We start from the raw sequence: 12741 nt of genomic DNA, 5'->3' as shown, positions 1-12741 counted from the left end.
GCCGCCGTCGCACAATGGCTCCATCATGCAAACCCCAATCAAAACCCTCTTCATGCGCGGCGGCACCTCCCGGGGGCCGTTCTTCCTCGAATCCGACCTGCCGGCCGAACAGGCGCAGCGCGACAAGGTGCTGCTGGCCGTGATGGGCTCGCCCGACCCGCGCCAGATCGACGGCCTGGGCGGCGGCCACCCGCTCACCAGCAAGGTCGGTATCGTGCGCAAGAGCGCGGTGCCGGGCGTGGACCTGGATTTCCTGTTCGCGCAGCTGCAACCGAACAAGGACACCGTGGACACCACGCCCAACTGCGGCAACATGCTGGCCGCCGTGGTGCCGTTCGCCCTGGAGACGGGCCTGGCCAGCGCCCAGGGCGAGCAAACCACGCTGCGGGTGCTGACGCTGAACACGGACATGCAATGCGATATCACCGTGCAAACGCCGGGTGGCCAGGTGGCCTACGAAGGCGACGCCCGCATCGACGGCGTGCCCGGCACCAGCGCCCCCATCACCATCAATTTCCTCGACACGGCCGGTTCGGTCTGCGCCGGCCTGCTGCCGACCGGCCAGGTGCGCGACGTGATCGACGGCGTCGAGGTGACCTGCATCGACAACGGCATGCCGCTGGTGCTGTTCAAGGCGCAGGCCGTGGGCCGCACCGGCTACGAGACAGTGGAAGCGCTGAATGCGGACACGGAACTCAAGCAGCGCGTCGAGCGCCTGCGTATCGCCTGTGGCCACGCCATGGGCCTGGGCGACGTCACCAGCAAGAATTATCCGAAGATGACCCTGATCGCTGCGCCCCGCGACGGCGGCAATATCAGCACCCGCAGCTTCATCCCCCACGTCTGCCACGACGCCATCGGCGTGCTGGCCGCCGTCACCGTGGCCACGGCCTGCGTGCTGCGCGGCTCGGTGGCCGACGGCCTGGCCATCGTGCCGGAAGGGGAGGCCAAGGTCATCTCGGTGGAACACCCGACCGGTGAATTCAGCGTCGACCTGGCGCTGGACCCGGCCGATCCACAGAAAGTCGTGCGTGCGGCGCTGCTGCGCACGGCGCGCCTGATCATGCGCGGCGAAGTGATGGTGCCGCAATCCCTCCTGGAGAAATAATGAAAAAGCCCCTGATTATCGACATCCACGGCCACTACACGACGGCGCCCAAGGCGCTGGAGGAATGGCGCAACCGCCAGATCGCCGGCATCAAGGACCCTTCGGCCAAGCCCAAGGTGTCGGAACTGCGCATTAGTGACGATGAGCTGCGCGACACCATCGAAACCAACCAGCTGCGCCTGATGCGCGAGCGCGGTTCCGACCTCACCATCTTCTCGCCGCGCGCCAGCTTTATGGCCCACCACATCGGCGATTTCGAGGTGTCGTCCACCTGGGCCGCCATCTGCAATGAACTGTGCCACCGCGTGAGCCAGCTGTTCCCCGACCACTTCATCCCGGCCGCCATGCTGCCGCAGTCGCCGGGCGTGGATCCCGCCACCTGCGTGGCCGAGCTGGAAAAGTGCGTCAAGGAGTATGGCGCCGTGGCGATCAACCTCAATCCCGACCCCAGCGGCGGCCACTGGACCTCGCCGCCACTGACGGATGAACACTGGTTCCCCATCTACGAAAAGATGGTGGAATACGACCTGCCGGCCATGATCCACGTGAGCACCAGCTGCAACAGCTGCTTCCACACCACGGGCGCTCACTACATTAACGCCGACACCACGGCCTTCATGCAGTGCCTGACGGGTGACCTGTTCAGCCGCTTCCCGACGCTGAAGTTCATCATCCCGCACGGCGGCGGCGCCGCGCCGTATCACTGGGGCCGTTACCGTGGCCTGGCGCAGGAGCTGAAAAAGCCGCTGCTCAAGGACCACCTGCTGAACAACGTGTTCTTCGACACCTGCGTGTACCACCAGCCCGGCATCGACCTGCTGACCAAGGTGATCCCGGTCGACAACGTGCTGTTCGCCTCCGAGATGATCGGCGCCGTGCGCGGCATCGATCCTGAAACGGGCCACTACTACGACGACACGCGCCGCTATATCGAAGGCGCCGCGCTGAGCGACGACGACCGCTACAAAATCTTCGAAGGTAATGCCCGCCGCGTGTATCCGCGCCTGGATGCCGCCCTCAAACAGAAAGGACGCTGATCATGACGACTCCCGCCTACAACCAGCTTGGCATCGTCAAGCGCAACATCGAGCGCGCCCCGCGCGAAGCGGTGGAACTGCTGGGCCGCCTCGGCAGCGCTACCGTGCATGAAGCCATGGGCCGCATGGGCCTGATGAAACCGTATATGCGCCCCATCTACAGCGGCGCGCAAGTGGCCGGTACGGCCGTCACGGTGCTGCTGCACCCCGGCGACAACTGGATGATGCACGTGGCGGCCGAACAGATCCAGCCCGGCGACATCGTGGTGGCAGCGGTGACGGCCGAATGCACGGACGGCTACTTCGGCGACCTGCTGGCCACCAGCTTCCAGGCCCGCGGTGCGCGCGCCCTGGTGATTGATGCCGGTGTGCGCGACGTCAAGACGCTGACCGAGATGAACTTCCCCGTGTGGAGCAAGGCCATCAGCTCGAAAGGCACCATCAAGGCCACGCTCGGTTCCGTCAACATTCCCGTGCTGTGCGCCGGCGCGTTCGTCAACCCCGGCGACGTGATCGTGGCCGACGACGATGGCGTGGCCGTGGTGCCGGCGGCGGACGCCACCCGCGTGGCGCTGGCGGCGCAAAAGCGCGAGGCGCTGGAAGGCGAGAAGCGCGCCAAGCTGGCCTCCGGTGTGCTGGGGCTGGACATGTACAACATGCGTGGCCCGTTGCAAGCGGCCGGCCTGACCTACATCGACTGAGCCATGGATGCCGATCCGAAGTCCTGGCGCGTCGGCCTGCTCGGCTACGGCGAGGTGGGGCGCATCCTGGTGGAAGACCTGCGCGCGCAAGGCATGACGGTGAGCGCCCATGACCGCCGCCAGCAAGACGACGGCGCCATGCGGGCCCACGCTGAGGCGCACGGCGTGGCGCTGGCCGACAGTCATGCCGCGCTGGCCGCGGCGTCCGACCTGGTGATCTCCGCTGTTACGGCCAGCCAGGCCGTGGCGGTGGCGCAGGCCGCCGCACCCGGCATGGGCGCCGGCGCCGTGTTCCTGGACCTGAACTCGGCATCGCCCGGCGCCAAACAGCGCGCTGCCCTGGCGATCGAAGCGGCCGGTGCGCGCTACCTGGAAGGGGCGGTGATGACATCGGTGCCGCCATACCGTCTGCGGGTGCCGCTGCTGGTGGGCGGACCGCATGCCGCGCGCCTCGCGCCGGCGCTGCGCGACCTGGGGTTTGCGGCGCGGCCAGTGCCGGAGCGGGCGGACCAAGCGGGCCAGGCTGACCAGGCCGGACAACTCGGCGTGGCCTCGGCCACCAAGATGTGCCGCTCCATCATGATCAAGGGCCTGGAGGCGCTGGTCATCGAAAGCTTCACCACCGCCCGCGCCTATGGCGTGGAGGACGCGGTACTGGCGTCGCTGGCCGAGACCTTCCCCGGCATCGACTGGGAGCAGCAGGGCGCTTATTTCTTTCAACGCGTGATCGAACACGGCCGCCGCCGCGCAGAGGAAGTGTTCGAAGTGGCGCAAACGGTGCGCGAAGCGGGGCTCGAACCGCTGGGCGCGACGGCGATCGCGCAGCGCCAGGCCTGGGTGGCGCAACAGGCCGACGCGGGCACCTTCGGCCAGCGCGGCACTCCTGGCTTTGCCCGCAGCGCCGACTGGCGCACCGAGGCGGACCGACTCCTCGCAACCATCAAGGAACAAACATGAAGCAGGAATCCATTTTCACCAAATCGCCCGGCTGGCTGGACTGGTACACGGGCCCCAGCAAACCCGCCTTCACGCTGCCAGCAGGCGCGGTGGACGCGCATTGCCACGTGTTCGGCCCCGGCGCCGAATTCCCCTACGCAGCGGAACGCAAGTACACCCCGTGCGACGCCAGCAAGGCCCAGTTGTTTGCACTGCGCGAGCAGCTCGGTTTCAGCCGCAACGTGATCGTGCAGGCCACCTGCCACGGCGCCGATAACCGCGCGATGGTCGATGCCTGCCAGTCCTCGGGCGGCAAGGCGCGCGGCGTGGCCACGGTGCGCCGCACCGTCAGCGACGAGGAACTGCAAGCTTTGCACGACGCCGGTGTGCGCGGCGTGCGTTTCAATTTCGTCAAGCGCCTGGTCGACTTTACGCCGCGCGAGGAATTGCTGGAGATCGCCGGCCGCGTGGCGAAGCTGGGCTGGCACATCGTGGTCTATTTCGAATCGCAGGACTTGCCGGAGCTGTGGGACTTCTTCAGCGCGCTGCCCACCATCGTGGTGGTGGACCACATGGGCCGGCCGGACGTGAGCAAGGATATCGATGGCCCGGAATTCGCCCTGTTCCTGAAGTTCATGCGCGAGCATCCCAACGTGTGGAGCAAGGTAAGCTGCCCGGAACGGCTGTCGGTGAGTGGCCCCAAAGCGCTGGACGGCGAGCGCATGGCCTACCGCGACGTGATCCCGTTCGCGCGGCGCGTGGTGGAATCGTTCCCCGACCGCGTGTTGTGGGGCACCGACTGGCCGCACCCCAACCTGAAGGATCACATGCCCGACGACGGCCTGCTGGTGGACCTGATTCCCCATATCGCCCCAACGGCCGAACTTCAGCATAAACTACTGGTAGACAACCCTATGCGGCTCTACTGGCCGGAGGAGACTAGCAATGGCGCTCGATAAACCCTACCTGGATGTACCAGGCACCATCATTTTCGATGCGGACCAGTCGCGCAAAGGCTATTGGCTTAATCAATTCTGCATGTCGCTGATGAAGGCGGAGAACCGCGCCCGCTTCAAGGCCGATGAGAAAGCCTACCTGGACGAATGGCCGATGAGCGAGGAGCAGAAGCAGGCGGTCCAGGCGCGCGACCTGAACTGGTGCATGCGCACCGGCGGCAATATCTATTTCCTGGCCAAGCTGGGCGCCACGGATGGCCTGAGTTTCCAGCAAATGGCCGGCAGCATGACCGGCATGACGGAAGAGGAGTACCGCAACATGATGATCAATGGAGGCCGCGCCATCGACGGCAACCGCTACGTCGGCGAAGACGGCGACGCGCAGGCGCACCGCCAACCACAGGGAGGGAAGTGAGATGGCACGCATCACCGCATCCGTCTACACCTCGCACGTGCCGGCCATCGGCGCCGCGCTGGACCTGGGCAAGGCCGGCGACGACTACTGGAAACCGCTGTTCGCCGGCTACGACTATTCGCGCCAGTGGATGAAGGACAACCGGCCGGACGTGATCTTCCTGGTCTATAACGACCACGCGACGGCGTTCAGCCTGGACATGATCCCCACCTTCGCCATCGGCACGGCTGCCGAATTCGCCATCGCCGACGAGGGCTGGGGCCCGCGCCCCGTGCCCAAGGTGGTGGGCCACCCGGAGCTGGCCTCGCATATCGCGCAAAGCGTGATCCAGGACGATTTCGACCTCACCATCGTCAACCGCATGGAAGTGGACCACGGCCTGACGGTGCCGCTGTCGCTGATGTGCGGCCAGCCGGACGCCTGGCCATGCCCCGTGATCCCGTTCGCCGTCAACGTGGTGCAGTATCCGGCGCCGTCGGGCCGGCGCTGCTTCCAGCTGGGCCAGGCCATCCGGCGCGCGGTGGAATCGTTTGACCGCGACATCAAGGTGCAGATCTGGGGCACGGGCGGCATGAGCCACCAGTTGCAGGGCCCGCGCGCGGGCCTCATCAACCGCGAATGGGATAATGCCTTCCTGGACAAGCTGATGGCCGACCCGGCCGCCGCCGCCGCCATCCCGCATGTGGACTACGTGCGCGAAGCCGGCTCCGAAGGCATCGAACTGGTCATGTGGCTGATCGCCCGTGGCGCCATGGCCGACGTGGCCGGCGGCGCCGCGCCCACCCTCAAACACCGCTTTTACCATGTGCCGGCGTCCAACACCGCCGTCGGCCATCTGATTTTGGAGAACAGCTGAATGAAAACCATCAAAGTGGCGCTGGTCGGCGCCGGTGCCTTCGGCATCAAGCACCTGGACGCGATCGCCCAGATCGAAGGCGTGGAAGTGGTGTCCCTGGTCAGCCGCGACCTGGAGGCGACCAAGGCGGTGGCGGCCAAATACGCCATCCCCCATGTGACGACGGAGCTGGACGATGCGCTGGCCTTGCCGGCGGTGGAGGCCGTGATCCTGTGCACGCCGACCCAGATGCACGCCAGCCAGGCCATCGCCTGCATGAAGGCGGGTAAGCACGTGCAGGTCGAGATTCCGCTGTGCGACGTGTTCTCGGAAGGTGAGGAAGTGCTGCGCGTGCAGCGGGAGACGGGCAAGGTGGCCATGTGCGGCCACACCCGCCGCTTCAATCCCAGCCATCAGTGGGTGCACAAGAAGATCGCGGCCGGCGAGTTCAATATCCAGCAGATGGATGTGCAGACCTACTTCTTCCGCCGCACCAACATCAACGCGCTGGGCCAGCCGCGCAGCTGGACCGACCATCTGCTGTGGCACCACGCGGCCCACACGGTCGACCTGTTCGCCTACCAGTGCGGCAGCCCGGTGGTGAAGGCCAACGCGATCCAGGGACCGATTCATCCCACGCTGGGCATCGCGATGGACATGTCGATCCAGCTGAAGGCCGCCAACGGCGCGATCTGCACGCTGTCGCTGTCGTTCAACAACGACGGCCCGCTGGGCACCTTCTTCCGCTACATCGGCGACACCGGCACCTACATCGCCCGCTACGACGACCTGGTGGACGGCAAGGAGCAGAAGATCGATGTGTCGAAGGTGGACGTGTCGATGAACGGCATCGAGTTGCAGGACCGCGAATTCTTCGCCGCCATCCGTGAAGGCCGCGAGCCCAATGGCAGCGTGGCCCAGGTGCTGCCTTGCTACGCAGTGTTGCACCAGCTCGAACAGCAGCTGAAGGGCTGAGAAGGGAGCTGAGATGAACATGCGCGCGCTGGGACCATTCCAGGTCGGGGCCATCGGCCTCGGTTGCATGAACCTGTGCCATGCCTATGGCGAGCCGCTGGCCGCGCCCGATGCGGAGCGGCTGCTGCTGGCGGCGTTGGACATGGGCGTCACCCATTTCGACACGGCCGCGCTGTACGGCTTCGGCGCCAGCGAAACGCTGGTGGGGCGGGCGCTGGCGCCGCACCGTTCGCGCTTCACGCTGGCCAGCAAGTGCGGCATGGACGGCGTGGTGGGTGAGGGTGGCGTCAAGCGCCGCGTGATCGACGGGCGTCCGGAAGCGATCCGGCGCACCTGCGAGGAGGCGCTGCGGCGCTTGCGCACGGACGTGATCGACCTGTACTACCTGCACCGCTGGGACCGCAGTGTGCCCATCGAGGACAGCGTGGGCGCGCTGGCGCAGCTGGTGGCGGAAGGGAAGATCCGCGCCATCGGCCTGTCCGAAGTGTCGGCAGAGACCCTGCGCCGCGCGCATGCCGTGCATCCGGTGGCGGCCGTGCAGTCCGAATACTCGCTGTGGACGCGCAATCCCGAGATCGCGGTGCTCGACGCGTGCCGCGAACTGGGCACGGCTTTCGTCGCTTTCAGTCCGCTGGGGCGCGGCTTCCTGGCCGGCGCGGTGCCGGATGCGGCGGCGGCCGAGGCGTTCGTGGCCAAGGACTTGCGCCGTTCCATGCCGCGCTTCCAGGGCGAACACCTGGCGGCCAACTTGCAATGGCTGCCGGCGTTGAGCGCGCTGGCACAGGAGGCCGGTTGCACGCCCGCGCAGCTGGCGCTGGCGTGGCTGCTGCACAAGGCGCCCCATATCCTGCCGATACCCGGCACCGGCAATTTCGCGCACCTTGAGCAGAACACGGCGGCGGCTTCGGTGCGCCTGACGGACGACATGATGGCGCGGCTGGAGGCGCTGGTGAACCGGGCCACCGTGTCCGGCGCGCGCTACAACGCGGCCACCCAGGTGGAAATCGATACGGAAGAATTCAACTGATCCGCAAGCCGCCGCGCCGGCGGTTCAGGCGCGGCGGAATTCCTTGGGACTCTGGCCCATGCGCTTCTTGAACAGGCGGCTGAAGTAGGCAGGGTCCTGGAACCCGAGTTCGTAGGCGATGCTGGCGATGCTGGCGGGCAGGTAGGTCAGCTTGCGGCACGCTTCGAGCATCAGCCGGTCCTGCGTGATGTCGAACGCGGATTTGCCGGCCAGTTTGAGGCACAGCCGGTTCAGGCGGCTCGGCGTGACGTGCAGCGCGCTGGCGTATTGGGCCAGTTGCCACTGTTCCTTGAAGTGGCGTTCCACCTCGTCGCGGAAACGGCTGAACAGTTCAAAGTCGCCGCGCCCGGACTGGTCGGACAGGCGGCGCTCCGCGTGGGCGCGCACCAGCAGCAGCAAGGCGCTTCGCGCCAGCCATTCGAGCATCAGCGTGTTGCCATATTCGGGCCACGCCGCTTCGGCGATCAGGTGCTGCAGCAATTGTTCTATCCGGGCCAGCATGTCCGGCTGACCCGCAAGCTCGATGGCCAGCGGGGCGACGAACAGCGACGAGAACAGGTTGGCGCGATTATCGGCCGCAGAGAACACCACGTTCTGGTCCACGGTCAGCACATAACCGTGCGCTTCCGGCGAAAAATCGAAGCCGTGCGCCACGGACGGATGGATGGTGATCGCCACCGGGCCGCGACACTCCCACAGCGCGCCGCTGACGTGCGCGCGCACTTCGCCGCCCAACAAAAATAGTACCTGAAACAGGCCGGCGTGCGTGTGCGGCGCGATATGCCAATCGTACAGGCGACTGCGCGTTTCTATCAGCTCGATGTGCACCAGTTCGGCATTTTCTGCCTGCTGTTGCTCGCCGTATAAGGCGAAGATCGGAATTTCGGCTGCGCTGTGGATGGTGGATGTGGGCATGTTTTTCAATTGGGAGTGGATGTTCGAATAGTACAAGTTTTAGCGGCATTCATCCATTCATTTCAGGTCCCGCCGAAGCTACGATGAGCTCCTGTTCAAACAACATTGGAGACATCCATCATGCGTACCCAAGTCGCTATCATTGGCGCCGGCCCGGCCGGTCTGCTGTTATCCCACCTGTTGCATCTGCGGGGCATTGAATCGATCGTGCTCGAATCGCGCTCGCGCGAAGAGATCGAAGCGACGATCCGCGCCGGCGTGCTGGAACAAGGCACGATGGACATCCTCGACGAGGCGGGCGTGGGCGAGCGCATGCACCGCGAAGGCGCGCTGCACCGCGGGATCGAACTGTCCTTCGGCGGCCAGCGCCACCGCATCGACCTGACGGAACTAACGGGCAAGGCCATCATGGTCTATCCCCAGCACGAGGTGATCAAGGACCTGGTGGCGGCGCGCCTGTCCGCGCAAGGGCAGGTGCTGTTCGAAGTGAGCCAGGTGGCTGTGCATGGCGTGGAGACGGAATCGCCGTCGGTGACGTTCACCCATCGCGGCGAGCCCTACGTGATCGAGGCCGATTTCGTCGTCGGCGCGGACGGCTTCCACGGCGTGTCGCGCCCCTCCATGCCACAACAGGAGCAGCGTCAGGATTTCCAGCGCATTTATCCGTTCGGCTGGTTCGGCATCCTGGTGGAATCGGCGCCGTCGTCCGATGAACTGATTTACGCCCAGCACGAACGGGGCTTCGCGCTGATCAGCACCCGCACCCCGACTGTCCAGCGCCTGTACTTCCAGTGCGATCCCTCGGACCACGTGGACAATTGGAGCGACGACCGCATCTGGGCCGAACTGCATGCGCGCACCGAGACCAACGATGGCTGGCGTCTCAAGGAGGGCCGCATCTTCCAGAAAGGGATCATCGGCATGCGCAGCTTCGTCTCCACGCCGATGCAGGGCGGGCGCCTGTTCCTGGCCGGCGACGCGGCCCACATCGTGCCGCCCACCGGCGCCAAGGGGCTGAACCTGGCCGCGTCCGACGTGGCTTTGCTGGCGCGCGGCTTTGAGCAGTTTTATCGCCAGGGCAGCCAGGAGCGCCTGCACAGCTACACGGAGGACGCGCTCAAGCGGATCTGGCGCGCCGAGTACTTCTCGTGGACCATGACGCGCCTGCTGCACACCTTTGCGGACGCCACCCCGTTCGAGCGCGAAATGCAGCGCGCGGAGCTGGACAACATCGTCGCCTCGCGCGCACTGGCCACCTCGCTGGCGGAAAACTACGTGGGCGCGTTCTGACGCGGGAGCGCCTATCCGGCCTGCCGCAGGGGGATCATTTGCGGCGGGTGCGGTAGCGGGAGGCGGTCGTCGTCAGACAAGACGGCGGTCGCCTCATTTTTATCCGTCAAGCCGCCTTGAGCAGTTGCTCCGGCACGCTCCACACCTGCTGTGCCACCCGCATCATGTTGCGGCCCAGGACCTGCTCGATTTCGGCGTTGTTCATGCCGGTGCGGCGCAGGGCCGGCGCCAGTTCGCGCCACACGGACGGCGGCGTGAAGGTGGGTGGGCGGCTGGCGTCGTAGCCGGCCGAGGCGGGCCACCAGTGGCCGGGATCGAAGGCGCCGGGCGGCGTGTCGTCCAAACCGGGCTGCTGGAAGCAGATATCGAGGCCGATGCCGGCGTGGGCCACGCCCACCAGTTCGGCGATGTAGGCCACGTGGCGCGCCACGTCGTCCGCGCCAGGCCGTTCGCTGCCGAGGAACCACGACAGCCCGGACACGCACACCACGCCGCCCGTCGCGGCGCAGGCCTGGATCTGCTCATCGCTCACGTTGCGGCCATGCTGCACCAGCGCCAGCGGATTGGCATGGCTGAAGATGACCGGTTGGGAGGAGGCGGCCATGATCTCCAGGCTGCAGCGGCGGCCCGTGTGCGAGCAATCCATCAGGATGCCGGCGTCGTTGACGGCGGCGACCATGCGGTGTCCCAGCCCCGTCAGGCCGCGCGCCACGTCGTGGCAGCCGTCGGCCACGCTGTTGTTGCGGTTGTAGGCAAAGTGGATCTGGCGCACGCCCAGTTGCGCGTACAGGGCCACCATTTCCGGCTGCTCCAGCAGTGGCATGGCACCCTCCAGGTCGAAGCTCAGGGCCATGCGGCCGTCGGCGGCGGCCTGGATGATGTCGTCCACGTTCGACACAAGCACATAGCGCTCCGGGTGGGCGGCGATGGTGGCGCGGTAGCCGGCGATCACGGACATGACCTGCGACACCGGGTTCATGTCCGCGCCCACGTTGAGCGACACATAATTCACGCCGGCGGCGCGCAACTGGTCCACCGGCGTGAAGTCGGCTTGCGGGTGTTGTGGCAGGCAGGCGTGGGCGTCCCAGTTGATCATCAGCGTGTACTCTTTTCGTCATGATAGTTGTGCGTCGTACAACCGCAGGCGCATATATTCCCACGAAACGGCGGTGCAGGGCAATCGAGGAGGTCCTCGGGCGCTTTCGCTCCGTGCGCGGCGCTGCTTTATACTGGCGCATTATTTACCGTAGAATCAACGCTATAAGGCTGTCATGTCATTTTCCTCGCTGGGCCTCGCTCCCTCGCTTATTAACGCCGTGGCCGAAATCGGCTACCAGGAGCCAACCGCGATCCAGCGCGCCGCCATCCCCGCCATCTTGCGCGGCGAGGACGTGCTGGGTGCCGCGCAGACCGGCTCGGGCAAGACGGCGGCCTTCGCGCTGCCGCTGCTGCAGTCGCTGCTCGATAACCGCAGCGGCCCGCGCCAGCTGCACGGTTTGGTGCTGGTGCCCACTCGCGAACTGGCGGCCCAGGTCGGCGAATCGATCCGCAAGCTGGCGCTGCACCTGGCGATGCCGGTCAAGGTGTCCATCGTGTTCGGCGGGGTGTCGATCAATCCGCAGATGATGGCGCTGCGCGGTGGGGCCGACATCGTGGTGGCCACGCCGGGCCGCCTGCTGGACCTGATTGACCATAACGCGCTGAAGATTTCGCGCACCGCCATGCTGGTGCTGGACGAGGCCGACCGCCTGCTGGACCTGGGCTTCAGCGAGGAGTTGGCGCGCATCCTGCAACTGCTGCCGGCGCAGCGCCAGAACCTGTTCTTCTCGGCTACCTTCCCGCCGGAGGTGCAGGCGCTGGCCGACCGCATGCTGCACCAGCCGGCCCGGATCGAAGTGCTGTCCGAACCGGTCAGCAAGCCCGATATCGCGCAGCGCGCCATCATGGTGGACGCGCCGCGCCGCACGCAATTGCTCAAGCACCTGATCCAGCAGCACAAATGGCCGCGCGTGCTGGTGTTCGTGGCCACCAAGTACGCAGCCGAGCACGTGGCCGACAAGTTGCAGCGCAACGGCATCCGCGCGGCCGCCTTCCACGGCGAATTCAGCCAGGGCGCGCGCACCGAGGTGCTGGCCGACTTCAAGGCCAGCCGCCTGCAGGTGCTGGTGGCGACCGATGTGGCGGCACGCGGCATCGACATCGCCCGGCTACCGGCCGTGGTCAACTACGACCTGCCTCGTTCGGCCGTCGATTACACCCATCGCATCGGCCGCACCGGACGCGCGGGGGAGAGCGGGGTGGCGGTCAGTTTCGTGAGCGCCGACACGGAAGCCCATTTCCGGCTGATCGAAAAGCGCAATGGTATCCTGCTGCCGCGCGAGCAGGTGGCCGGGTTCGAGCCGAAGCAGACGGAGGCCCCGGTGCCGGTGGCGTCGGTGACGGACACCGTCAACGGCGGCATCAAGGGCAAGCGCAAGAGCAAGAAGGACAAGCTGCGCGAGGCAGCGGCGCGCGCGGCCGCCGAATAGGCAGCCCAAGCGCCGTTA

At 66.3% G+C, this 12741-nt stretch carries 13 protein-coding genes; 11 read left to right on the top strand and 2 right to left on the bottom strand.

Annotation, left to right across the window (positions count from 1 at the left end):
* Positions 1–25: 25 nt before the first annotated feature.
* The 9 genes from H3H37_RS01595 to H3H37_RS01555 are packed head-to-tail and all read left to right on the top strand — an operon-like array spanning position 26 to position 7990.
* Positions 26–1108: a 4-oxalomesaconate tautomerase gene (locus H3H37_RS01595; RefSeq protein WP_182159401.1), complete on the top strand. Its 1083-nt coding sequence runs from the start codon at positions 26–28 to the stop codon at positions 1106–1108.
* 11 nt (positions 1109–1119) lie between these two features.
* Positions 1120–2145, top strand: coding sequence for an amidohydrolase family protein (locus H3H37_RS01590; RefSeq protein WP_182160279.1), 1026 nt, complete (start codon positions 1120–1122; stop codon positions 2143–2145).
* Between the two features lie 2 nt (positions 2146–2147).
* Positions 2148–2846, top strand: coding sequence for a 4-carboxy-4-hydroxy-2-oxoadipate aldolase/oxaloacetate decarboxylase (ligK, locus tag H3H37_RS01585; protein WP_182159398.1), 699 nt, complete (start codon positions 2148–2150; stop codon positions 2844–2846).
* A gap of 3 nt (positions 2847–2849) precedes the next feature.
* Entirely contained in the window at positions 2850–3803 is a 954-nt protein-coding gene (locus H3H37_RS01580; RefSeq protein ID WP_182159395.1) for a DUF1932 domain-containing protein, read from the top strand.
* Positions 3800–4741 (top strand): amidohydrolase family protein, encoded by a 942-nt coding sequence (locus tag H3H37_RS01575; protein WP_182159393.1) that lies wholly within the window; start codon positions 3800–3802, stop codon positions 4739–4741. The genes H3H37_RS01580 and H3H37_RS01575 overlap by 4 nt, the downstream gene beginning before the upstream one ends.
* On the top strand, positions 4728–5153 hold the full coding sequence (gene ligA, locus H3H37_RS01570) for a protocatechuate 4,5-dioxygenase subunit alpha (RefSeq protein WP_182159390.1): 426 nt from the start codon (positions 4728–4730) through the stop codon (positions 5151–5153). The genes H3H37_RS01575 and ligA overlap by 14 nt, the downstream gene beginning before the upstream one ends.
* A 1-nt stretch (position 5154) precedes the next feature.
* A complete protein-coding gene (locus H3H37_RS01565) occupies positions 5155–6009 on the top strand; it encodes a class III extradiol dioxygenase subunit beta (RefSeq protein ID WP_182159387.1) in 855 nt (284 codons plus the stop codon).
* Positions 6010–6963, top strand: a complete 954-nt coding sequence (locus H3H37_RS01560) for a Gfo/Idh/MocA family oxidoreductase (RefSeq protein ID WP_182159385.1) — start codon at positions 6010–6012, stop codon at positions 6961–6963.
* Between the two features lie 13 nt (positions 6964–6976).
* Positions 6977–7990, top strand: a complete 1014-nt coding sequence (locus H3H37_RS01555) for an aldo/keto reductase (protein ID WP_182159382.1) — start codon at positions 6977–6979, stop codon at positions 7988–7990.
* A 24-nt stretch (positions 7991–8014) separates the two neighbouring features.
* On the opposite strand, the gene H3H37_RS01550 is transcribed toward H3H37_RS01555, so the two are convergent.
* On the bottom strand, positions 8015–8905 hold the full coding sequence (locus H3H37_RS01550; RefSeq protein ID WP_182159380.1) for a helix-turn-helix domain-containing protein: 891 nt from the start codon (positions 8903–8905) through the stop codon (positions 8015–8017).
* 120 nt (positions 8906–9025) lie between these two features.
* Between H3H37_RS01550 and H3H37_RS01545 the strand changes: the two genes are divergently transcribed.
* Complete coding sequence (locus H3H37_RS01545) at positions 9026–10195, top strand: 4-hydroxybenzoate 3-monooxygenase (RefSeq protein ID WP_182159377.1); 1170 nt, start codon at positions 9026–9028, stop codon at positions 10193–10195.
* A 106-nt stretch (positions 10196–10301) separates the two neighbouring features.
* Here the strand turns inward: H3H37_RS01545 and H3H37_RS01540 are convergent, their stop codons facing one another.
* Positions 10302–11291, bottom strand: coding sequence for a dipeptidase (locus H3H37_RS01540; protein ID WP_182159374.1), 990 nt, complete (start codon positions 11289–11291; stop codon positions 10302–10304).
* A gap of 175 nt (positions 11292–11466) precedes the next feature.
* Between H3H37_RS01540 and H3H37_RS01535 the strand changes: the two genes are divergently transcribed.
* Positions 11467–12723 (top strand): DEAD/DEAH box helicase, encoded by a 1257-nt coding sequence (locus tag H3H37_RS01535; RefSeq protein WP_182159372.1) that lies wholly within the window; start codon positions 11467–11469, stop codon positions 12721–12723.
* The last annotated feature ends 18 nt before the right edge of the window (positions 12724–12741 follow it).

Source organism: Rugamonas brunnea (assembly GCF_014042345.1).
In the GTDB taxonomy this organism is placed as follows: domain Bacteria; phylum Pseudomonadota; class Gammaproteobacteria; order Burkholderiales; family Burkholderiaceae_D; genus Rugamonas; species Rugamonas brunnea.
This window is presented reverse-complemented; position numbering and strand designations above follow the sequence as displayed.

Excerpts from the sequence above, each read along its gene's own strand:
- H3H37_RS01595 (WP_182159401.1), top strand. The coding sequence starts at position 26 with ATGCAAACCCCAATCAAAACCCTCTTCATGCGCGGCGGCACCTCCCGG.
- ligK (WP_182159398.1), top strand. The coding sequence starts at position 2,148 with ATGACGACTCCCGCCTACAACCAGCTTGGCATCGTCAAGCGCAACATC.
- H3H37_RS01580 (WP_182159395.1), top strand. The coding sequence starts at position 2,850 with ATGGATGCCGATCCGAAGTCCTGGCGCGTCGGCCTGCTCGGCTACGGC.
- H3H37_RS01575 (WP_182159393.1), top strand. The coding sequence starts at position 3,800 with ATGAAGCAGGAATCCATTTTCACCAAATCGCCCGGCTGGCTGGACTGG.
- ligA (WP_182159390.1), top strand. The coding sequence starts at position 4,728 with ATGGCGCTCGATAAACCCTACCTGGATGTACCAGGCACCATCATTTTC.
- H3H37_RS01565 (WP_182159387.1), top strand. The coding sequence starts at position 5,155 with ATGGCACGCATCACCGCATCCGTCTACACCTCGCACGTGCCGGCCATC.
- H3H37_RS01560 (WP_182159385.1), top strand. The coding sequence starts at position 6,010 with ATGAAAACCATCAAAGTGGCGCTGGTCGGCGCCGGTGCCTTCGGCATC.
- H3H37_RS01555 (WP_182159382.1), top strand. The coding sequence starts at position 6,977 with ATGAACATGCGCGCGCTGGGACCATTCCAGGTCGGGGCCATCGGCCTC.
- H3H37_RS01550 (WP_182159380.1), bottom strand. The coding sequence starts at position 8,905 with ATGCCCACATCCACCATCCACAGCGCAGCCGAAATTCCGATCTTCGCC.
- H3H37_RS01545 (WP_182159377.1), top strand. The coding sequence starts at position 9,026 with ATGCGTACCCAAGTCGCTATCATTGGCGCCGGCCCGGCCGGTCTGCTG.
- H3H37_RS01540 (WP_182159374.1), bottom strand. The coding sequence starts at position 11,291 with ATGATCAACTGGGACGCCCACGCCTGCCTGCCACAACACCCGCAAGCC.
- H3H37_RS01535 (WP_182159372.1), top strand. The coding sequence starts at position 11,467 with ATGTCATTTTCCTCGCTGGGCCTCGCTCCCTCGCTTATTAACGCCGTG.